The sequence below is a fragment of the Rhodothermales bacterium genome, from assembly GCA_041391505.1.
Lineage (GTDB): Bacteria > Bacteroidota > Rhodothermia > Rhodothermales > JAHQVL01 > JAWKNW01.
In genome coordinates this window covers 91,359-111,224 of sequence record JAWKNW010000011.1, presented here as the reverse complement: position 1 = coordinate 111,224, position 19,866 = coordinate 91,359, and the positions used below count along the sequence as shown (strand labels likewise).

General features: G+C 65.5%; 17 protein-coding genes. 14 read left to right on the top strand and 3 right to left on the bottom strand.

Annotation, left to right across the window (positions count from 1 at the left end):
* Nucleotides 1-2: 2 nt before the first annotated feature.
* The 4 genes from R2834_12505 to R2834_12490 all read left to right on the top strand — a co-directional run bounded on the left by R2834_12505 (nucleotide 3) and on the right by R2834_12490 (nucleotide 8,275).
* A complete protein-coding gene (locus tag R2834_12505) occupies nucleotides 3-1,022 on the top strand; it encodes an aminoglycoside phosphotransferase family protein (GenBank protein MEZ4701149.1) in 1,020 nt (339 codons plus the stop codon).
* On the top strand, nucleotides 1,013-2,278 hold the full coding sequence (eno, locus tag R2834_12500; GenBank protein ID MEZ4701148.1) for a phosphopyruvate hydratase: 1,266 nt from the start codon (nucleotides 1,013-1,015) through the stop codon (nucleotides 2,276-2,278). Before R2834_12505 ends, eno begins: the two co-directional genes overlap by 10 nt.
* Nucleotides 2,279-2,355: 77 nt before the next feature.
* The gene (locus R2834_12495) at nucleotides 2,356-5,232 is read left to right on the top strand and encodes an ATP-binding protein (GenBank protein MEZ4701147.1); all 2,877 of its coding nucleotides are present in this window, start codon (nucleotides 2,356-2,358) and stop codon (nucleotides 5,230-5,232) included.
* A 226-nt stretch (nucleotides 5,233-5,458) separates the two neighbouring features.
* Nucleotides 5,459-8,275, top strand: a complete 2,817-nt coding sequence (locus R2834_12490; protein MEZ4701146.1) for an ATP-binding protein — start codon at nucleotides 5,459-5,461, stop codon at nucleotides 8,273-8,275.
* A gap of 42 nt (nucleotides 8,276-8,317) precedes the next feature.
* Here the strand turns inward: R2834_12490 and uvrC are convergent, their stop codons facing one another.
* On the bottom strand, nucleotides 8,318-10,183 hold the full coding sequence (gene uvrC, locus R2834_12485; protein ID MEZ4701145.1) for an excinuclease ABC subunit UvrC: 1,866 nt from the start codon (nucleotides 10,181-10,183) through the stop codon (nucleotides 8,318-8,320).
* A 76-nt stretch (nucleotides 10,184-10,259) separates the two neighbouring features.
* Between uvrC and R2834_12480 the strand changes: the two genes are divergently transcribed.
* The 6 genes from R2834_12480 to R2834_12455 all read left to right on the top strand — a co-directional run bounded on the left by R2834_12480 (nucleotide 10,260) and on the right by R2834_12455 (nucleotide 15,343).
* On the top strand, nucleotides 10,260-11,429 hold the full coding sequence (locus tag R2834_12480) for a glycosyl hydrolase family 18 protein (protein ID MEZ4701144.1): 1,170 nt from the start codon (nucleotides 10,260-10,262) through the stop codon (nucleotides 11,427-11,429).
* Between the two features lie 335 nt (nucleotides 11,430-11,764).
* Nucleotides 11,765-11,977 (top strand): DUF2283 domain-containing protein, encoded by a 213-nt coding sequence (locus R2834_12475; protein MEZ4701143.1) that lies wholly within the window; start codon nucleotides 11,765-11,767, stop codon nucleotides 11,975-11,977.
* 64 nt (nucleotides 11,978-12,041) lie between these two features.
* Nucleotides 12,042-12,473 (top strand): SgcJ/EcaC family oxidoreductase, encoded by a 432-nt coding sequence (locus R2834_12470; protein ID MEZ4701142.1) that lies wholly within the window; start codon nucleotides 12,042-12,044, stop codon nucleotides 12,471-12,473.
* 102 nt (nucleotides 12,474-12,575) lie between these two features.
* The gene (locus R2834_12465; GenBank protein MEZ4701141.1) at nucleotides 12,576-13,277 is read left to right on the top strand and encodes a hypothetical protein; all 702 of its coding nucleotides are present in this window, start codon (nucleotides 12,576-12,578) and stop codon (nucleotides 13,275-13,277) included.
* Between the two features lie 179 nt (nucleotides 13,278-13,456).
* The gene (locus tag R2834_12460; protein ID MEZ4701140.1) at nucleotides 13,457-14,518 is read left to right on the top strand and encodes a prolyl oligopeptidase family serine peptidase; all 1,062 of its coding nucleotides are present in this window, start codon (nucleotides 13,457-13,459) and stop codon (nucleotides 14,516-14,518) included.
* A gap of 15 nt (nucleotides 14,519-14,533) precedes the next feature.
* Nucleotides 14,534-15,343, top strand: a complete 810-nt coding sequence (locus R2834_12455) for a GNAT family N-acetyltransferase (GenBank protein MEZ4701139.1) — start codon at nucleotides 14,534-14,536, stop codon at nucleotides 15,341-15,343.
* Here R2834_12455 and mce read toward each other — a convergent pair whose 3' ends face one another.
* The gene (gene mce / locus R2834_12450; GenBank protein MEZ4701138.1) at nucleotides 15,344-16,327 is read right to left on the bottom strand and encodes a methylmalonyl-CoA epimerase; all 984 of its coding nucleotides are present in this window, start codon (nucleotides 16,325-16,327) and stop codon (nucleotides 15,344-15,346) included.
* A 55-nt stretch (nucleotides 16,328-16,382) separates the two neighbouring features.
* Here mce and R2834_12445 point away from each other — a divergent pair, with 55 nt between their 5' ends.
* Genes R2834_12445 through R2834_12430 form a run of 4 tightly spaced genes read left to right on the top strand, consistent with a single transcriptional unit; the run spans nucleotide 16,383 to nucleotide 18,617 of the window.
* Nucleotides 16,383-16,886 carry a nuclear transport factor 2 family protein gene (locus R2834_12445; protein ID MEZ4701137.1) on the top strand — a complete coding sequence of 168 codons (504 nt, stop codon included), beginning with the start codon at nucleotides 16,383-16,385 and terminating at the stop codon, nucleotides 16,884-16,886.
* Between the two features lie 3 nt (nucleotides 16,887-16,889).
* Nucleotides 16,890-17,024: a hypothetical protein gene (locus R2834_12440; protein MEZ4701136.1), complete on the top strand. Its 135-nt coding sequence runs from the start codon at nucleotides 16,890-16,892 to the stop codon at nucleotides 17,022-17,024.
* 48 nt (nucleotides 17,025-17,072) lie between these two features.
* Nucleotides 17,073-18,248 carry a sulfite oxidase gene (locus R2834_12435; protein ID MEZ4701135.1) on the top strand — a complete coding sequence of 392 codons (1,176 nt, stop codon included), beginning with the start codon at nucleotides 17,073-17,075 and terminating at the stop codon, nucleotides 18,246-18,248.
* A gap of 9 nt (nucleotides 18,249-18,257) precedes the next feature.
* Nucleotides 18,258-18,617 carry a cytochrome c gene (locus R2834_12430; GenBank protein MEZ4701134.1) on the top strand — a complete coding sequence of 120 codons (360 nt, stop codon included), beginning with the start codon at nucleotides 18,258-18,260 and terminating at the stop codon, nucleotides 18,615-18,617.
* A gap of 131 nt (nucleotides 18,618-18,748) precedes the next feature.
* Here R2834_12430 and R2834_12425 read toward each other — a convergent pair whose 3' ends face one another.
* Complete coding sequence (locus R2834_12425) at nucleotides 18,749-19,813, bottom strand: VOC family protein (GenBank protein MEZ4701133.1); 1,065 nt, start codon at nucleotides 19,811-19,813, stop codon at nucleotides 18,749-18,751.
* Nucleotides 19,814-19,866: the final 53 nt, after the last annotated feature.

Genomic DNA, 19,866 nt, shown 5'->3' with positions numbered 1-19,866 from the left:
CGATGGATATCGAGGATCCGGATCAGCTGGCGGCGTATCTGCGGGCCCGTGGGGACGCGGCGGCCGGCGCGCCGTTCCGTGTGCGGACGCTCGCCGGCGGGGTCTCGAACAAAACCGTCTGGGTGGAACGCCCCGATGGAGCCCACTGGGTCCTCAAGCAGGCGCTCCCGAAGCTCCGGGTGAAGGACGACTGGTTCAGCGATCCGGCCCGCATCCACCGGGAGGCGGAAGGGATGCGCGTTCTGGCCGGCCTGGCGCCGGCGGGTGTCATCCTGCCGTTTCTTTTTGACGACCCCGCGCATCACGTCCTCGCCATGGCGGCGGCGCCCGAGCCCCACCGCAACTGGAAGGACTTGCTGCTCGCCGGCCAGGTAGATCTGGACCTCGTCGATCAGTTCGGGCGCATCCTCGGATGCCTGCACGCCCGGTTCGATGAAGCCGCCTACCCGGGCGATGGGATGCTCCGCGATCGATCTTTTTTTGAAACGCTCCGGCTCGAGCCCTATTACGGGGCGTCGGCGGAGCGTGTCCCGGAGTCCGCGGCGTTTCTCGCGTCGTTGATGCAGGACACGCGGCGCACGGCGCTGACGGTGGTGCATGGCGACTACAGCCCCAAAAACGTGCTGGTCCACGCCGGCCGGCTCATCCTGCTCGACCATGAGGTCATCCATGTCGGCGACCCCGCCTTCGATGTGGGCTTTGCGCTCACGCACCTTCTGAGCAAGGCGCGTCACCTGGAGCCGCATCGCGCGGCGTTCGGCGAAGCGGCCCGTCGGTTCTGGCGCCGATACCACGCGGAGGTGAGCGGCAAGGACGGGTACGACGGGGTCGAGTCCCGCGCCGTCCGCCATACCCTCGGTTGCCTGCTGGCGCGGGTCGTCGGGCGGTCGCCGCTCGAATACCTGTCGGACCGCGAACGCGTGAACCAGCGCGCCGCGGTGGTCGGGGTGATGCAGGACCCGCCCGCCCGTATCGATGCCTTGATCGACCTCATGTTAGCGCAGATGACGCCATGCCCGTAATTCAGCAACTGGAAGGGTTCGAAATTCTGGACAGCCGCGGCCGGCCGACGGTCAGCGCGCGCTGCGTGCTAGCGAGCGGGGCGGTGGGGCAGGCCTCGGTGCCTTCCGGCGCGTCGAGCGGCGCCGCGGAAGCCCATGAATGGCGGGACGGCGACCCGTCGCGGTATGGCGGTCTCGGGTGCCGGCAGGCGGCGCTTCACATCGACACCGACCTCGCCGGCGCGCTCATAGGGCACGAGCTGGCCGATCAGGCTGATCTCGACACGCGCCTCATCGCGCTGGACGGCACGCCGAACAAGGGGCGCCTTGGGGCGAACGCGCTACTCGCCGTATCCATCGCTTTCTGCCGGGCCGAGGCCGCCGAGCGCCGGCTGCCGCTGTTCGTCCATCTGGCCGACCGCGCAGGGAGCGAGCCGGCGCTGCCGCGGCTGACCATCAACCTGTTCAGCGGGGGATTGCACGCCGGCGGCCAGGTGCCCATCCAGGATACGCTGGTGGTGCCGGTGAGCGCCGGGAGCATCGACGACGGGCTGGCGATGACCTACGCCGTCTACCAGGCGGCGGCGCGGCTGGCGAAGGCGCGTTACGGCTACCGGCTCCTCCGCGCCGACGAGGGCGGGCTCGCGCCGCCGTTTCCCGGCGCCGAGGCGATGTTTGACATGGCAGTGGAGGCCATCGAGGCCGCCGGTCTGCGTCCGGGCGCCGATATGGCGCTGGCCATCGACGTGGCGGCGAGCCATTTTTATGCGGATGGCCGGTACGCGCTCGGCGGGGCGCCGCGGGACAGCGACGCGATGATCGAGACCGTGGCCGGCTGGGTGGATGCCTATCCCATCGTCAGCGTCGAGGACGGGCTGGCCGAAGAGGACTGGTCAAGTTGGCCGTTATTGCACGATCGGCTCCGGCATCGGGCGCGAACGGTGGGGGACGATCTGCTGTGCACCAACCCGACCCGCATCGCCCGCGCTATCGCCATCGGTGCAGCCGACACCTTGCTGCTGAAAGTGAACCAGATCGGGACCCTCACCGAAGCGGCCGAGGCGCGCCGGCTCGCCCGCGAAGCCGGCTGGCAGGTGACGGTCAGCGCCCGCAGCGGCGAAACGGAAGACAACTGGTTGGCCGACCTGGCCGTCGGATGGGCAGGAAATCAGATCAAGATCGGCTCGATCACGCAGTCGGAACGACTATCCAAATACAATCGCCTTCTTGAAATCGAACGCCTGGGATCGTTGGGCATGGAAGCGTGGCCCGGGTGAGGCGTGGGGATCGGGTATAGTTGGGGCAGGGCAGGACGATACAAGGGGCGCAAGTCTCATCCGAACGACATCCTGCAATGCGTGCACATTGCACCCTTTTCGTATGTATTCTGGCGTGGCAGGCATGTTGCGTCGCGCTGGCGCAGGATCAGGACGCATCGCGCGCGCTGACGACCGCCGCGGCCATCCATGCGCTTTCCATGGACGAGGCGGCCACCGGACGGCCGATCCGCCTGGAGGGCGTCGTCACGTTTTGCGGCGCACGCGATAGCTGGTACTGTTTCGTGCAGGACGAGACGGACGGGATCTTTCTCGAAAGTCCCAATCGGATGCCGAACGTCGGGAGCCGCGTGGTGGTTACGGGAAAGACCGATGCCGGCTGGTTCACGCCACAGGTGGCGATTGGAAGCCGGATCGACGTCGTGGGGCCCGGGAGATTGCCCGAGCCGTCGGATCGCCCCAATCTGTTTCTCTTCGCCGGCCTGGAGGATTCCCGGATGGTGGAGGTGGAGGCCGTCGTCGCCAGCATCTACGTCAATCCGGACACCGTGCTGAGCACCCAGTTTCAGGGTACGCTGCTTCGGCTGGCTCTCGGGCAGGAAATGATCATCGGCAATGTCAACGACCGTGTGGTTCCCGATGCCCTGCTGGGGGCGCACGTGCGGATCCGCGCGGTGGCCGGCGGGCTCTTCAACGAAGAGCGGCAGCTTACCGGAATCGTCCTGTATATCCCGGGCTGGCATACCATCGACATCGTGCATCCGGGTTTTCAAGATCTGTCCCAGGTGCCGCTGTCGGATATACACGATGTCGGACGCTATGTGGATACGGCGACCGCCCTGTTTCGGCGCATCGAAGGCGTTGTGACGCACCGGACAGCCGAAGGCGTCTATTATGTGCAGGATGAACACGGCGGCATGAGGGTGGAGCCGAATGCGTGGAATACGTCGGTGGTGCAGGTCGGGGAATATGTCGAGGTAGTCGGCATAGCGCGCAAGGGACGCATCGCACCCTATCTGGTCGAGGGACACCTGATCAACCATGGCGCTGCAGCCAGGGCGCCTGTTCCTCGATCCGTATCCCTGGAGGAGCCGCTTGAGTCCATCGTACACAGTAACCTCGTGCGCATCGAAGCCGTGCTGGAAAGCGCCATCGTCGGTCAGGGCGGCGCGTCGCTCGTTGTCAGGGCGGGCGACACCATGGCGGATGCCCGGTTGATCGATCCCTCGGCAGCGGACCTGGACGGACTCCGACCTGGAAGCCGCGTACAACTCACGGGCATCGCCGAACTCACGTTTTTGCCCCGGTTCGACGAACAGCCGACCGTTCGCCCATTGACCCTCACGTTGCGGACAGCCTCCGATGTCGTGGTCGTCGAGGCGGGAAGCTGGTGGACGCGGGACCGTATCCTCGGCGGCGCCATAGCGCTCATGGTGTTCATCGCCCTGGTGCTCGTATGGTCGGGCACGCTGCATGAGCGGATCGCCGTACAGACGCGGACGATACGACAACAGCTCGACAACATGCAGGAGCTAAAGTTCGCCGCGGAACAGGCGAGCATCGCCAAGAGCGCCTTCCTGGCCACGATGAGCCATGAAATACGCACCCCCATGAACGGCGTCATCGGGATGGCCAGTCTGCTCGAAAGCACTGAACTGGATGAGGAGCAACGCGACTATGTCGCCACGATGACGGCATCGGGGCATGCGCTGCTTGCCATCATCAACGACATCCTGGACTTTTCGAAGATCGAAGCCGGCAAGATCGAGATCGATCCGCACGAGGCGGATTTGCTCGAAGTCGTCGAGGCGTCGATGGACACGATTACGCATCGCGTGGTCGAAAAAGGGCTGGAGCTCATCGTATGGATCGACCCGGCCACGCCGCGCAGGGTGATGGTGGATGCGATGCGGCTCCGGCAGGTCGTGATCAATCTATTCTCGAACGCCATCAAATTCACCTCCAGGGGCTCCGTTCAGCTCCGGGTCGAGCCCGAAAAGGAGAATCCCCGGATGCTGCGTTTCCAGGTGATCGACTCCGGCATCGGCATCCCGGAAGATCGGATCGGCCATCTCTTCCAGGCCTTCAATCAGGTCGATTCATCGACGACGCGGATGTACGGAGGGACGGGCCTGGGGTTGGCGATATCGCGGCGGCTGGTCGAATTGATGGGCGGCGAGATCGGCGTATCGAGCGTGAAAGGCCAGGGGGCCACCTTCACCTTCACCGTCGAGGCGCCGGCGCTTCCGGGGGGTGACGCCGGGGAAGAACAGCTCCGCGCGGCGTTGAACGCCCGCCGGATCGTCGTGATCGTGCCGCACCCGGCCGGCCGCGAAGCCGTGGCGTGTTGTCTTCGGGCCTATGGCTGTGAACTGGTCGCCGCGGCGTCCGTGGAAGAGGCGCTGCCTGCTGTGGATCCGGGATGGGCCGACGCGGTGGTGATCGACGAGCGGTCGCTATCTGGATCCGACAGCCAGGCGCTACGGATCGGTGCGCCGGTGATCGTCTTGACCGGGCCCGCCACGCCCCGGCCGGCACTCCCCGGGGCTGTCCTGGTGTCTCGGCCGGTGAAGTCCACCCGGCTGCTTGCGGCGTTGAAGGAGGCGCTGACGGCGCCCCCCGAACCTCCGCGGATCCTGCTGGGCAGCCCGAACACGATCGAACGCCGCATCCTGGAGCGTTTTCTTTCTGAAAGCGGCGTCCTGTTCGAGTTGGCGGAGGACCTGGAGGCCTTCGATGCGGCGCGTCACGCCGGCGACTTTGCCCTCGCCCTCGTCGACGAAGCCTGGTGGCGGAGCCTGCAGACGAAGCCCGGGAAAGGGCGCGTTCAGCGGTACGTCGTGCTGGGCGATGCGGCCGGCGAGGCGCCGTCGTTGCCACGGCCGGTCCGCCGCGAAGCGCTGGAGGGCCTGCTGGGCGGGCTCGCGCAAAACGTCCCGCGCACCCTGGTGTGAAGGGGACACGAACCTTTCGGAGACGTCGCCCGCCGCCGAATAACAGGTTGTCGCAGTTCGCTTAATGCGCGTTCGATTGCGGTCGATACCCCCTGCGTTCTCCCTATGTCTCCGTGCACCCGCAATGCAGATAGATAAACGTATCTGGTGGCCTCTGGCGATCCTGTTATTCGGAGCGCTCCCGCATCGCGCTGCAAGCGGACAAGATGCCGGTGCCGGGTCGTCGGTGCTGACGAGCATCCGCGCGGTACGGAGCATTTCCGCGGAGGACGCGGCGCGGCAGCTGCCCTTGCGCCTCGAAGGCATCATCACCTACTGTGGGGCGCGCGACCGGACGTACTGCTTTCTCCAGAATGGGGAAGACGGCATTTATCTGGAAAGTCCGGCCTCCACGCCGCCGGCAGGCAGTAAGGTGGTGGTGACCGGCACGACGGTGGCCGGCTGGTTCGCGCCGGACGTCGGGCCGGGCGCCCACGTCGAGGTCATCGGCCAGGCTCCGCTCCCGCCGCCATCCGGCCGTCCCATCCACTATCTGTTTTCGGGGATGGAGGATTCGAAGCGGGTCGAAGTGGAGGCGGTCGTGGCGCGGTACACCATCAACGACGACCCCGATGACGTGCTCGTTCCGTACGGCACCCGCCTGAAACTGATGATCGGCCGGGAAACCGTATACGGCTATCTGAACGACACGTCGGTGCCCGAGGGGCTCGTAGGCTCGGTCATCCGCTTCCGCGGCGTCGCCGGCGGCGTCTTCAACGAGTCCCGCCAGCTCATGGGCGTCAATGTGTTCGCGGACGACTGGACGTCGGTGGAATTCGTTCATCCGGGGTTCAGCCGGATGGAGGACGTGCCGCTGACGCACATGGAGGGCCTGATGCAGTTTTCGTCCGACGAAGCGACCCCGCGCTACACGCGGATCGCCGGCGTCGTGACGCACATCGTACCCCGGGGCGGCTTCTTCCTGCAAGAGGGGCGCAACGGGCTGCTCGTGCTGCCGGTGGATTCGGTGGCGCTGGCCGTCGGCGACTCCGTGAGCGCCATCGGGTTTGCCCGACAGGGCGCCGTCAACCCGTATCTCGAGGATGCGCAGATCATGTCGTTCGGCTCAGGCCGCGTCGAACCGGAGCCGATCGTGGTCGATCTGAGCCGGCCGCTCGAATCGAACCTCGACGGCCATCTCGTGCAGATCGATGCCCATCTGAGGGAGAGCCTCGCCTACGGCGGCGGCCTGATCCTGACGTTGCAGCACGGCGACATGACGTTTGATGCCGAAGCCACCGACGAAGAAGCCGTGGCCGTCCTCGGCAGGCTGCGGCCCGGAAGCCGGCTCCGCATGACCGGCGTGGCGACGCTGCATTTCCTGCCGCGTTACGATCCCCAGCCCAATGCGCGTCCGTTTACCCTGGCGCTCCGCACGGCCGGCGACGTCACCGTCCTCGCCGCCGGCTCCTGGCTGACGCGTGAACTGACGCTCTGGATCGCCGGCGCGCTGGTGCTTGTCGTCGCCATGTTTCTCATCTGGAATGGTACCCTGCGGCAACGGATCCTCGTGCAGACGCGGACGATACGCCAGCAGCTCATGCGCGTGGAGGAACTGAAAGAGGCGGCCGAGCAGGCCAGCATCGCCAAGAGCGCCTTCCTGGCCACGATGAGCCACGAAATCCGCACCCCGATGAACGGCGTGATCGGCATGGCGAGTCTGCTCGCCGGCACCGAGCTGGACGATGAACAGCGCGACTATGTGGAGACCATGGCCAGCTCGGGCAATGCCCTGCTCGGTATCATCAACGACATCCTCGATTTTTCGAAGATCGAAGCCGGCAAGATCGAGATCGATCTCCACGAGATGGAGCTGTTCGATGTGGTGGACGAGGCGGCCGACGTGATCGCCCCGCGCGCGGCCGAGCGGGGGCTCGACTTTGTCGTCCGGATCGACCCGGGCACGCCTCGGCGGATCGTCGGCGATTCCACCCGATTGAGACAGGTGCTCATCAACCTGCTCTCCAATGCGGTGAAGTTCACCTCGGCCGGCGAGATCCGGCTCGATGTCGCACCGGAACCGGGCACCACGGACCGCATCCGTTTTTCGGTGACCGATTCGGGCATCGGCATACCGCAGAGCCGCATCGACCAGCTCTTTCAGCCCTTCAGCCAGGTCGACGCGACCACGACGCGACGTTTTGGGGGGACGGGCCTCGGCCTGGCCATCTCCAAACGGCTGGTCGAACTCATGGGAGGCGACATCGAGGTCTACAGCGTCGAGCGGGAAGGTTCCACGTTCACGTTTACCATCTGCGCGGAGGTCGTCGCACTGCGCGACGAGCAGGATCGGGCGCGCCGGGTCATGCTGGATGGGCGCCGGCTCTGCCTCATCGATCCCGTGTCGTCCAGCCGCGAGGGCTTCGCGTTGTTTCTGGGTACGTTCCGGCTCGATGTCGTGGGCGTGAGCACAATCGAGGAGGCCGCCGAAGCGTACGGCGCGGACCGGCCCGATCTGATCCTGATCGACGAGCGCGCCGTGGAGGAAACAGGAGGGGCGTTGCCGGCCGCGTGGACGGGTGTGCCGGTGATCCTTACCACCGCGCTGGACAGCCAGGGGCCGCCGGTGCATGGGGCCATCGTGCTGTCGAAGCCGGTCAAGTTGCGCCGGCTTCTCGCGGCCCTGGAACGGGCCGTCGAGCAGCTCCGCCCGCCGGCGGTGAGCGTGCAGCGTGATGCCGGGCCACGCCGGATCCTGCTGGCCAGCCCGAACCGGATCGAGCGGAAGATCCTCGGGAAATTTCTGTCGGATCTCGGGTACGGCTTCGATGAGGTCGAAGATCTGGCCGAGTTCGTCACGCTGCGCCGCGTCGGCGACTACGCGCTGGCGATCGTGGACGAGATCTGGTGGAAGGACCTCGGGTCGATGCCGCCGTCCGACAAACAGCTCGACTATTTCGTGCTGGGCGCCGCGAAGGACGCCCCCGCCATCCCCCGTCCCGTCCACCTCGATGCGTTGCGCACGGTGCTCGATGCGTGGCAGACCGGCGTGCACGTGGGGTAAACGGGTCCGGGCGGTGCGCGCCTCCTGCGTGTCTTCCAGCCGCTAGGTCTGCTCCCTCTGGCTTTCGGCGTGGAGAAAGCCGAACACCTTCTCGGCGGTTTTTTTGCCCACCACGCCGGCGAGTTCGTCGAAGCTGGCCTCGCGCGTCCGTTTTACAGAGCCGAACGTCTTCAGCAGCTTGCGCGCCGTCTTTTCGCCCACGCCCGGAATGTCGTGCAGCACCGTCGTCAGGGTGGCCGTCGCCCGCTGCTTCCGCTGGAACGTCACCGCGAAGCGGTGCGCCTCGTTGCGAATCCGCTGGAGGAGCTGGAGGGAGGCGCTTGTCCGCGGAATCATCACACTTTCCTGATCCCCTGGGAAGAAGACCTCCTCGAGGCGTTTGGCGAGGCCGACGACCGTGAACTTCCCGTAGGCGTCCACCTCTTTCAGGGCCTGCGCAGCGCTCGACAACTGGCCCTTTCCGCCGTCGATGACCACCAGATCCGGCCAGGGGCCGTTTTCCTCGACCAGCTTGGCGTAGCGCCGGGTGATGACCTCGTACATGGACTGGAAGTCGTCCGGTTTGCCCTCCACGCTGCGGATCTTGAAGGTGCGGTAGGCGCTCTTCTTGGGCCGGCCGTCCTCGAACACCACGCACGAGGCCACGGTGCCGGTGCCGCCGAGGTGCGAGATGTCGAAACACTCGATGTGGCGGGGGAGGCCGCTCATGTGGAGGTCGGTCTGCAGCGTCTTGACGGCATGGGGGATGCGTCCTTCTTCCTGCTTGGCTTTCTGCAGCTTGTATTCGTCGAGCAGCAGCTGGGCGTTGGATTCGACCATCCGGTTCAGGCCGGCCTTGTCGCCACGCTCCGGCGCCTTAATCGTCACCTTTTTGCCCCGCCGCTCACGCAGCAACTCTTCGAGCGGCTCGGGCTCCGAGGGCATCACCGAAACGAGCACTTCTTCGGGGAAAAAGGTCGACTCCGTGTAGTAGTGCTCCAGGAGCGACTGCATCAGCTCCTCGTCGGTCCGGTCCTCGATCTGGCGGAGGTATTTGTGCTGCCGGCCGACGACGGTCCCCTCGCGCACCTTGAAGAGCACCCCGCAGGCCGTGTTGATTTCACGATCGATGGCGAGCGCGAAGACGTCGCGGTCGACGAAGTCCTGGCTCACCATCCGCTGCTTCTCGGAGTACTTCTTCAGCGCCACCACCTGATCACGCAGGGCGGCGGCCTCCTCGAACTTCATCAGGCCGGCCAGACGCTGCATTTCGTCTTCCAGCAGCCGGATCAGTTCGCGGGTATGGCCGTTGAGCAGTTTTTCGATCTGCTGGATGGTGGTGTTGTAGGACGCGGGCGTTTGCTCCCCGACGCAGGGGCCCAGGCATTTTTTGATGTGATACTGAAGGCACACCTGGTACTTGCCGGCGGCGATCGGCTCGGGCGCCAGGTTGAGGCTGCACGTGCGGATCTTGAACAGGCTCCGGATCGTGCTGAGCATCAGGTGCATGTTCTTGACGTCGGTGTACGGGCCGAAGTATCTGGAACCGTCGCGGTGGACGCGGCGTGTGGGGAAGACGCGCGGAAACGGCTCGTTCTTGATGCAGATGAACGGGTAGGTCTTGTCGTCGCGGAGGTTGACGTTGTAGCGCGGCTTGAGCTTCTTGATCAGGTTGTTTTCGAGGATCAGCGCTTCGGCTTCGGTGTCCGTGACGATGATCTCGATGTCCGCAATCTTGCGGACCATGATGTCCAGCCGGCCGTCGCGGGGGCGGCTCTCCTGAAAATACGAGCGCACGCGGCTGCGGAGGCTTTTCGCCTTGCCCACGTAGAGCACCTGCCCGCCGGCGTCCTTGTGCTGGTAGACGCCGGGCCGGGCCGGCAGATTGGCCAGCTTTTCGGCAAGCAGGGTATTTTCCGTCGGCTTCACAGGGCAGAAGGTGGGGAATATGAGGCACATCGGGACATGCTTCAGCATGCACCTGCCCAATTAATCGTTACAACGCATGAAGATCCGGCTCGATGCCAGCTTTTTCAACGTCCGTGCCCGGTGGCGTTCCATCGCCGGCGGGATCGCGTGCGCGCTGACGCTCGCATCCTGCGCCGGCGTCGCGCCGTCGCGGTCGGACGTCGGCTTTCCGGTGCTGGGTTATTATGCCTGGTGGATGGCGCCGCAGGATGCCGAGATCGACCTCACCCTGATCGATACGCTGTTCTTTTTCGACATCGAGATCGATTCGACCGGCGCCATCGCCACCGACCGCGGCTGGCCCGGCGCGTGGACGGCGCTGATCGATCGCGCCCGTGCGGCATCGACCCATGTGGTGCCCGTCGTGACCGTCCCGAACGAGGCGGCGTTCCGGTCGCTCTTCCAGCATCCCGAGGCGGTCACGCGCCTCCGCGAGACGCTGGTGGCGCTGGCGCTCGATCCGGCGTCCGACGGGCTGCATATCGATTTCGAAGTGTTCAGTCCGATGCCCTCGGGCACCCGGGAGGCGTTCACGGCGCTCGTGGCAGGGGTGGCGGCGGAGGTGCGTGCGGCGCGGCCCGTGGCCCTGCGGCCGGAGGGGGGCGGTGAGGCCACGCGTCCGTACGCCGGCCTCTCGGTATTCCTCCCCGCGTTCGACCGGCCGGACGCGTTCGACGAGACCGCCATCGCGGCGGCGGCCGACTACGTGGTGGTGCAGGGTTACGACATCCACTGGAAGGATGCCCCGCGCGCCGGCCCCATCGCACCGCTCCGCGGCTGGGGCGGCGAGAACTGGGAGGCCATCCTGGCGCGGTACGACGCGCTCCGCATCCGCCGGGACCGCATCGTCTTCGCCGTCCCGTATTACGGCTTCGAGTGGCCGACCGTGAGCGACGAGCCGGGCGCCGCCACGCGCGGGCCGGCGCAGATGGTCACCTACGCCCCCTTCGACTCGCTCATGCCGCCCGACTTCGCCGTCGCCGCCTCGCACCGCATCCGCGAGAACGGCCACCGGCGCGACACCCTGAGCGGGGCGCCCTATTACGCCTACCAGGGCGAGGATGGCTGGTATCAGGGCTGGTTCGAGGACCGGGAGAGCCTGAAGCTGAAATACGATTTCATCCGCCACGAACGACTCCGAGGCGCGGCTCTTTTCGCCCTCGGGTACGACCGGGGGGAGATGGAGCCGGCGTTGTGGGAGGAGTAGAATGCACTATTGCTGACTGGTTAGAAACTGTTGAGAATTGGCCCCCCTCTCGTCATCCTCCGGTCAAGCCGGGGGCAGGCTCCCAACTCGATTGGGGATCCAAGCCATCCATGCAAAATGGCTTGGATCCCCGCATGCGCGAGGATGACGAACCCGGAGTATCGCGAGAGCGGGCTTTCGACAACCCCGTCGCGAGCGCCGGAGGCTCCTTCAGATTGGCATGCTGCTCGACTACAGGAGATCCCCGCGTACGCGGGGATGACAAAGCAACTTATTGTTTCACACCACTCGGCGGCATACCGGATGGCGATTTTTGTATCAATCCTCGATAGAACATGGCCGAGATAACGGTTTTTTACGACAAGGTTGGTCAGACCCTCACGGTCTGGTTTGCTGATCGTTCTCGGGAAGTGATATCCGAGGAGACGGGCCATGAAATCGTTCTGATGAAAGATCGCTCGGGCAACGTAATTGGGCTCGAAAAACTCAACTTTGTAGCACCGGATCAGGAGAATCTTCGGGTAACATTCGAAACGGTCTCTCTTTAAATATCGGATCCGTATGAGCGCGACGTAGCGCGTCCCTCCAGTTCATAAAATCCCCAGGTCACCCGTGCAACAACTTCAATTCACCCTTATTCTGCTCAGTGTTCTCTCATTCCCGGCCCTCGCCCAGCCGGCCTCCGTCGACCTCCCGCCCGAGCTCGACCGCGTCCTGCGCGACTACGAGGCGGCTTGGACGGCCCGCGATCCCGCCGCGCTGGCACAACTCTTCGCCGAAGACGGCTTCGTGCTGCCCGGCAGCCACGAGCCGGCCCGGGGCCGTGAGGCCATCGAGCAGTTTTACACCGGGCACGGCGGACCGCTTTTCCTCCGCGCATTCGCCTATGCCACCGAGCGCGAGATCGGCTACATCATCGGCGGCTACGCCGGCCAGGAGGGCGGCCCGGACGACGGCAAATTCACGCTCACCCTCCGAAAGGGCGAGGACGGCCGGTGGCTGATCATGTCGGATATGGACAATTCGAACCGCCGGCGGCCGTGACGGGCCTCCGTTCGATGTGCTAAAAAATGGCCAGGCGTGCATCCTTCCTGCACGTACCACGCATACCCCGGCCAGTATCTTCCTTTGAATTACGCTGATCGCATGCCCCGATCCGTCTTTTCCCGATACGACCTCCGCACGACCGACCTGGCCGGCGCGCGCGCCTTCTACGAACAGCTTTTTGGCCCCGGCTTCTGGAGCGAAGATGTCCGGCTCACGCCGCTACCCGAGCAGGCCATCGCGCGGGGAGCGCCGGCGCACTGGCTCGGATATATCGGAGTGGAGGATGTGGAAGCTATCGCGGGGCAGATCGTCGCTGCCGGCGGGATGCGGCGGGGTCCGACGCTGGTAGATGACGACGGCATCCGCCGCGCGGCGTTGAGCGACCCGTTCGGGGCCGGCGTGGGCGTCGCGTCGGGGCTTGGCGACGTGTTCGCGGACGTGGCGGCGCATCTGCATCACAGCAACGACCCGGAGGCGGCCTCGGTGTATTATGCCAACCTGTTCGGTTGGTCGATCGCGGAGGTCGACGCTACACCGGCCGATATGGGGCGGCATCTCGGGTTTTCGTACGGGGGAGACGGGGCGCCGGTCGGCCGCTTCACCGACGCCGCGCGCCTGCCGCAGGTTCACCACCAGTGGCAGTACTTTTTTCCGACCGGTGACATCGATACAGCCGTTGCCCTCGTGAAGGCCGGCGGGGGCATAGCGCTCCCGATTGTCAACCTGCTGGACGGCACCCGTGTCGTCGCGTGCGACGATCCGCAGGGCGCGGCGTTCGGACTCGTCCAGCGGCGAGGCTGATGGGGGGATGCGGAATATGAGATACGGGATGTGCGATACTGGATCGCTTGTCTTTGAGCGTAGAGATGATTATCGGTACCTATGCCCGTCATCTCGCATCCAGGATCTCGCATCCAGGATCCCAAAACAGTAAAAAGCTCCGCATGAAACACCGGATTACAGGACTTCTCTTATCCTCCATGCTGCTTGCCGCCTGCTCGGCGCCGCCGGTGCGGCAGCAGCCGGTCGGGCGCATGCACGTCCGGTACGAAGATCCAGAGCGGGTGAACTGGGTGCAGGAGGGGCCCCGACCGCTGCTCACGACGCTCTGGTATCCGGCCGTCGCCGGAACCGCGGAGGCGGACTGGACGATCGGGGTTTTCGCCATGGGGCGGAATGCCGAAAACGCCCCGATGGCCGATGCGCCGGCGAAGTTGCCGCTCGTGGTGCTGTCGCATGGCACGGGCGGTGCCGCGGCCCAGCTCTCCTGGCTGGCGGAGGAACTGGCGTCGAACGGGTACCTGGTGGCGGCGGTCAGCCATCACGGCAATACCGGCGCGGAGCCGGCCTACGCGCTGCAGGGCTTCATGCTCTGGTGGGAGCGCGCGCGGGACATCTCGATGGTGATCGACCGCCTGCTGGCCGACGCGCGGTTCGGCCCCCGCATCGATACCACACGCATCGGCGCGGCCGGCTTCTCACTCGGCGGGTACACGGTCCTCGAAATCGCCGGGGCGCGGACGGACCGATTGGCGTGGGAACGATTCTGCGAGCAGGCCGGCGCGGATCCAAGCTGTGTACTCCCTCCCGAGGCGCCCTTCACGCGCGCGCAGGCCGAGTCGCTCGTTGTGCACGACCCGGTCGTGCAGCGGTCGATCGCGCGTTCGGGAGATAGTTATCTGGACGGGCGCGTGAAAGCAGTCTACGCCATGGCGCCTGTCCTCGGGCCGGCGTACGAGCCAGCGAGCCTGGATTCGGTCGCGATCCCCGTCCGCATCGTCGTCGGCGCCCGCGACGATCAGGCGGTGCCGGATGTGACGGCACGCCCTGTCGCCACGCGGATATCCGGGGCGACGCTTGACATCCTTCCCGGCGTAAGCCACTATGCGTTCCTGGCGGAATGCACGTTGCGGGGCCGCATGTTTCTCCGGCAGCTCTGCGCCGATGCGGGGCCCATCGAACGTGGTGAACACCATATCGCCGTTGCAACCGACGCGCGCGCGTTTTTCGATCAATCTTTATCGGGTTCGTCCCACGAGTAGCATCGCTCCGAGCTTATGATCTCATTTCACCCACTGCCCGATTCGTCGTCCATTCGCGACGTGAAAGCCGCCTATCTCGGCAGTCTGCTCGCCCCGATGGACGGCATGTGGGAAAGCGGCATCACGGATCCCGCGCCACACTGGGAAATTCGCCTGGACGGTGTTACCGCCGGCTACTACGCGGCAAATGGCGCCGGCACGCTGCTCCAGTTTTATATACTACCGGCGTTCGAGCGGCAGGCGCGGCGCCTGTTCGACCGGGTAATCGCCCAGGATACGATAGACCGGGCCGTTGTCAGCACCATCGACCCCGCGTTCCTGACGCTCTGCCTGGACGTGCAGAAAGGTATTGCCGTCCACACGTATCTGTACGAAGCGGGCGAGGAAACGCCCCTCTCTCAGCCGGCAGCGGACAGGCCGCTATTTCGAGCCGCGGAGGCAGACGAACTGGAACGCGTCGTGGCGTTTCAACAGGCATGCCTCGGGGGGGAGGCGGATCTGAGCGGCTGGCTTCGGGGGTATTCGACGACCCTGATCGAACGCGGGGAGCTTTTTGTGCTGGCCCATTCGGCGGACTGGATCGGCCTGGGTGAATACCGGAAGAGCGGCACCCAGTCGGGCATCGTCGATCTCGGGATGATGGTAGCGCCGGAGCGGCGAGGCGCCGGCTGGGCGACCTACATCCTCGCCCTGCTCCGGCAGCGCAGCGGCCGGAGCGGGCACAAGCCGATCTGTTCGACGACGGTTGACAATGTGGGCGCGCAAAAGGCGATAACACGTGCCGGATTCATCAGCCGGCACCGCATCTTGGACGTCACGCTGTAGTCAGCGCGCGTGCCCCGCCAGCCACCGCACCGTTTCTTCACCCAATGAAGGACGCCCCTTGCCGTTGCCGGGGGAGATCGAGAGCCGCACATCCGGGTACCGTTCCAGCAAACGGACGGCGTCCGCCGGCGTGAAAGCCGGGTCGGCGTCGTGCCCTGCGATGAGAATGGGTATTTCCGGAGCTTGGGCGCCCGGCGGCATCGGATGCGGCGCGTGCGCAACGGCAGCGCGAACCCGGTGCGGAGCGGCTGCGGCGAGCTGTAACGCCGCGGATGCGCCGAGCCCGAATCCCACCACAGCGGCCGCCGGCACATCGTATGCATCCAGCACGGCGAATGCCTGCCGCGCGATGGCCTCGAGCGTCAGGCGGGTGGCGCGTCCGTCGCCGATGTCCTGCAAATCCACGGCGAGCGTGCACCAGTCCGGCGCGAGGGTATGCATGAGTGCCGCCAGTCCTGAATGAACGGTTTCGCCGGCGTCGTGGAGCAAGAGCACGGCAGGTGCGCCGGGTTTTCCCGTTGCGTACGTGGGCAGATCTTGTCCGGCATGCTCCACAAAGCGCGGCGCAAGCGTGATGGGCTGCTGGGCGCAGAACTCGATCAGGATGCCGCCGGTCGAGCGCGGGTGAAGGAAAAAGATCGATTTGCCGTCCGCGCCGGTCTTCGGGCCCGGGCCCAGCGGCTCCAGGCCGGCATCGACGGCGCGCTGCCAGGCCGACTCGATGTCCGGCACCTCAAACGCCAGGTGATGCAATCCCTCCCGGTGTTTCTCCAGATAAACCGCGATGGCGGAGTCCGGCGCCGTGGCCTCCAGCAGTTCGAGCTTCGCCGAGCCGGCGTTCAGGAAATGCGTGCGCACCCGCTCCGACGCGACCTCTTCGATCTTGTAGACACCAAGATCCAGAACCTTTTCAAGGACAGATGCCGTACGCGTAGCATCCGCTACGGCGATTCCGATATGTTCGAGGCGGGTGGGTAAGGGCATGGGGCGAAGGATGATCGTATATTCCAACCGAAACCATTAACGAGGCATACCACCTATGCGACACAAAGGTTTGATGCGCGCCACGCTATGGACGTCCCTGTTGACGCTGAGCCTGTTGACCGCGCTGCCGGCGGCGGCGCAATCCGAAGAAGAGGCCGTCATGGCCGTCATCCATCGGCTGTTCGACGGCATGCGCGCCGGCGACGGAGACGTCGTCCGCAACGTCTTCACGGCGGATGCGCTGATGCACAGCGTCGTCGTGCGCGACGGCGTAACGTCGCTCCGTCCCGGATCGGCGGCGGAATTCGCGAACGCCGTCGGTCAGCCGCACGACAAGGTATGGGACGAGCGCATCTGGGACCCGCAGGTGCATGTCGACGGCCATCTGGCCACGGCGTGGACCCCATACGCCTTTTATCTCGGCGGGCAGTTCAGCCACTGCGGGGCCAATTCGTTCCAGCTGATGAAAGGGTCGGAGGGATGGAAGATCGTCTATATCGTCGATTCGCGGCGCCAGGCGGACTGCGAGGTGCCGGAGTCGGTGAAACAGGGGAAATGAGCGATGGAAGTTGAAAATCAGGCGCCGTACGAAGGGCCCGAGCCCGACGATCTGTCGGGGTGGAACTGTCTGTTGACCATTCTGGGCATCAACCTTATGATGTTTATCATCGCCACGTACGTAGCGCAGTGCTGGTGAATGCGGTGGTTTGAGGTATAAGGTTCAAGGTTTAACGAGGATGCGTGTATGGATGAATTAACCCTTGACAAAGGGCGCCGGCGCGCGCTCAAACTGCTCGGCGTGTCGAGCGCGGCGGCGCTGGCAGGCGCCTGCCAGACCGAGCCGGCGGCGCCGCCGGCCGAAGAGGCGCCATCGTTTTTCAAGGACACAGCCGGTTTTGTCGAGCACGGCACCCTCAGCCTCGAGCCGCGTATCGAGGATCTGGGCGGCTACATCACGCCGAACGACCAGTTTTTCGTCCGCAACAACTCCTACAGCATCGCGCTGAATGCGGCCGACTACCGGCTGGAAGTGGCCGGCGACGCCGCCGCAAGCCCGCTCACGCTCACCTACGATGAGCTGCTGGCGATGCCGAGCCGCACGGTGTATGCCTACATCGAATGCGGCGGCAACCAGCGGTCGTTTTTTGCCTCCGCGATGGGGCAGCCCGCGCAGGGCACCCAGTGGCAGCGCGGCGGCGTCGGCATGGCGATCTGGGAGGGCGTGCCGCTGCGGGACGTGCTGCAGCGCGCCGGCGTGTCGGAGAAGGCGTCTTTCGTGCAGATGATCGGGATGGACAAGGACTCGCCGGAAGGCGGCTTCCGCCGGCCGATGACCCTGGAGAAGGCGCTGGACGAAGACACGATCCTGGCCTATCGGATGAACGGGGCGCCGCTGCCGAAAGACCATGGCTTTCCGGTCCGCGCCATCGTGCCGGGCTGGGTGGGCAGCAACCAGGTCAAGTGGCTCGGCCGCATCGAAGCGCTCATGGAGCCGGCGTGGACCCGCAACGTGACCACCTCCTACGTGCTGATCGGCGACGCGTACCCGAAAGAGGGCGAGGCGTCCGGCAAGATCATTACCGAACAATCGATCAAGAGCATGCTCATCCTGCCCTGGCCGGCGACGCTGAAACCGGGCCGGCAGCGGCTGCGCGGCTACGCCTATTCGCCCAACGGCCCCGTGGAGCGGGTCGAATGGAAGGCCGATGGGGGCGCGTGGCAGTCCGCGCAGCTGATCGATCCGCCCATGAAATATGCCTGGCGCCGGTTCGAGTTCGAGTGGGACGCCGCCGCCGGAGCGCACACGCTGTCGACCCGCGCGACCGACGCCGCCGGCGTGACGCAGCCGGACGTCCTACCGTTCAACGAGAAAGGGTACCTGTACAATGTGCCCCTGGAGCATCCAGTCACGGTAGCCTGAGGGGAAGGAATGAGGATTCCGTACGTCGCGGTGGCGGCGCTGTTGTTCTGGGGATGCGAGGACCCTGCCGCCGCGGCGCGCGAGCAGCAGGCGCAGGGGAGGCTCGCCTACGAGACGTATTGCGCCAGTTGCCACGAGATCGATCAGGGCATCGGGCCGCGGTTGAAGAATGAGGTGCTGGCGAGCCGCATGGATGCCGGCTCGCTGCTGCAGTATACCCGCCGCAACATGCCCTACCAGGCCGGCAATACCCTCACACCCGGGCAATACCTCGATATTACCGCCTATCTGGTGGCCCGTGGCGGGTTCATGGATTCAACTCGGGTGCTGCTGGAAACCGACGCCGCTTCGATCCGCCTGGCGCAGTGATGCGTTGGGAATCAACCCATCCGGGCGCTGAGGTGCGGTGACATCGAACACGCTTCTCCGCTACGATCGCCCGATGCAGGATCCCCGCCAGCACGCCGCACCCCTCATGTTGCGATGTGCGCTGGCACGCCTCAGTCCTTCACCCGATTCAGCCCCATCGCCCGGATCATCCAGCGGGGCAGGGGCTTGTCGGCCGGGCGCTTGCGGAGGTCGAGGTACCAGTTCCACTTCTTCATGATCGGCACCTTGTGCGCTTCGACGAACTCGATGAGGGTGCCGTCGGGGTCCTCGACATAGCTGAACTGGCCGCTGGCCTCGCCCATGTCGAACGAGTTCATGCTGTCGACCACGAACGGGAAGCCGGCCTGGTTGCATGCGCCCTCCAGGGACGGCATGTTGCGCACGTCGAAGCAGAGGTGGATGAAGCCGAGATCCCCCCAGTATCGATCCTTGAACACCGGCACCGGGAAGCGATCGAAGACCTTGACGAGTTCGATCTCCGAGGCGCCGAACAACGGCCCGAATCCGCCGCGGCCGGGCTGTTCGAGGGCGAGCAGGACCCGGCGCACCCGCGTATTGCCTTCGGGACGGATGGCGGCGAGATCGTCGAACACGCCCTCCTTTTCATAGACGACCTTCGTGTAGCCGAGGACGTCGCCGTACAGCGTCCGCGCCTTGTCGATGTCGGATACGCCGATCTGGCAGCCCACGACGCCGCCGGTGAGGTGGCGGTTGTTTTTCGTGAACCAGGTGTCCGATCCGACGATATCGAACACGTTGCCGTAGGGGTCGCGCAGGAAAAAGTGAGGCCGGCCGGCCGGGTCGGGTTGTACCGGGGACATCACGTCGAGGCCGGCCTGCACGAACTGGCGATGGCTGGCCGCCACGTCGCGCGACTTGATGCGCGCCGCGAAGATGCCGTAGTCGCCGATGCAGATCGGCGCCGCCGGGCCGGTGGGCGTCCGGCTCGTGAACTGCCAGATCTCCATCCCGCCGCCCCCCTGCATATTGATCGCCAGCGTCGCGTTGCGCGCCTGGACCGCCTGCCCGGTGTAGGCCTTCATCAGCGGCGCCTCGGCGGCTTCCTGGAAGACGCGGACGTCCATCCCGAAGTGTTTGCGGTACCAGGCGAAAGCGGCGGTCATGTCGCTCACGCCGATCCCTATTTGCTGGATGCCGCAAATGAGCGCGCTCATGGAAAGGTCCGGTGGTGGGGGGATAGCGGGAGACCGCCGGGCGATGGGCTCCC

What these genes read in the sequence shown, in the direction of transcription:
- R2834_12505 (MEZ4701149.1), top strand. Translation starts at nt 3, where the DNA reads ATGGATATCGAGGATCCGGATCAGCTGGCGGCGTATCTGCGGGCCCGT.
- R2834_12495 (MEZ4701147.1), top strand. Translation starts at nt 2,356, where the DNA reads ATGCGTGCACATTGCACCCTTTTCGTATGTATTCTGGCGTGGCAGGCA.
- R2834_12465 (MEZ4701141.1), top strand. Translation starts at nt 12,576, where the DNA reads ATGCCCCGATCCGTCTTTTCCCGATACGACCTCCGCACGACCGACCTG.
- R2834_12445 (MEZ4701137.1), top strand. Translation starts at nt 16,383, where the DNA reads ATGCGACACAAAGGTTTGATGCGCGCCACGCTATGGACGTCCCTGTTG.
- mce (MEZ4701138.1), bottom strand. Translation starts at nt 16,327, where the DNA reads ATGCCCTTACCCACCCGCCTCGAACATATCGGAATCGCCGTAGCGGAT.
- eno (MEZ4701148.1), top strand. Translation starts at nt 1,013, where the DNA reads ATGCCCGTAATTCAGCAACTGGAAGGGTTCGAAATTCTGGACAGCCGC.
- R2834_12455 (MEZ4701139.1), top strand. Translation starts at nt 14,534, where the DNA reads ATGATCTCATTTCACCCACTGCCCGATTCGTCGTCCATTCGCGACGTG.
- R2834_12460 (MEZ4701140.1), top strand. Translation starts at nt 13,457, where the DNA reads ATGCTGCTTGCCGCCTGCTCGGCGCCGCCGGTGCGGCAGCAGCCGGTC.
- R2834_12480 (MEZ4701144.1), top strand. Translation starts at nt 10,260, where the DNA reads ATGAAGATCCGGCTCGATGCCAGCTTTTTCAACGTCCGTGCCCGGTGG.
- R2834_12440 (MEZ4701136.1), top strand. Translation starts at nt 16,890, where the DNA reads ATGGAAGTTGAAAATCAGGCGCCGTACGAAGGGCCCGAGCCCGACGAT.
- R2834_12430 (MEZ4701134.1), top strand. Translation starts at nt 18,258, where the DNA reads ATGAGGATTCCGTACGTCGCGGTGGCGGCGCTGTTGTTCTGGGGATGC.
- R2834_12425 (MEZ4701133.1), bottom strand. Translation starts at nt 19,813, where the DNA reads ATGAGCGCGCTCATTTGCGGCATCCAGCAAATAGGGATCGGCGTGAGC.
- R2834_12435 (MEZ4701135.1), top strand. Translation starts at nt 17,073, where the DNA reads ATGGATGAATTAACCCTTGACAAAGGGCGCCGGCGCGCGCTCAAACTG.
- R2834_12475 (MEZ4701143.1), top strand. Translation starts at nt 11,765, where the DNA reads ATGGCCGAGATAACGGTTTTTTACGACAAGGTTGGTCAGACCCTCACG.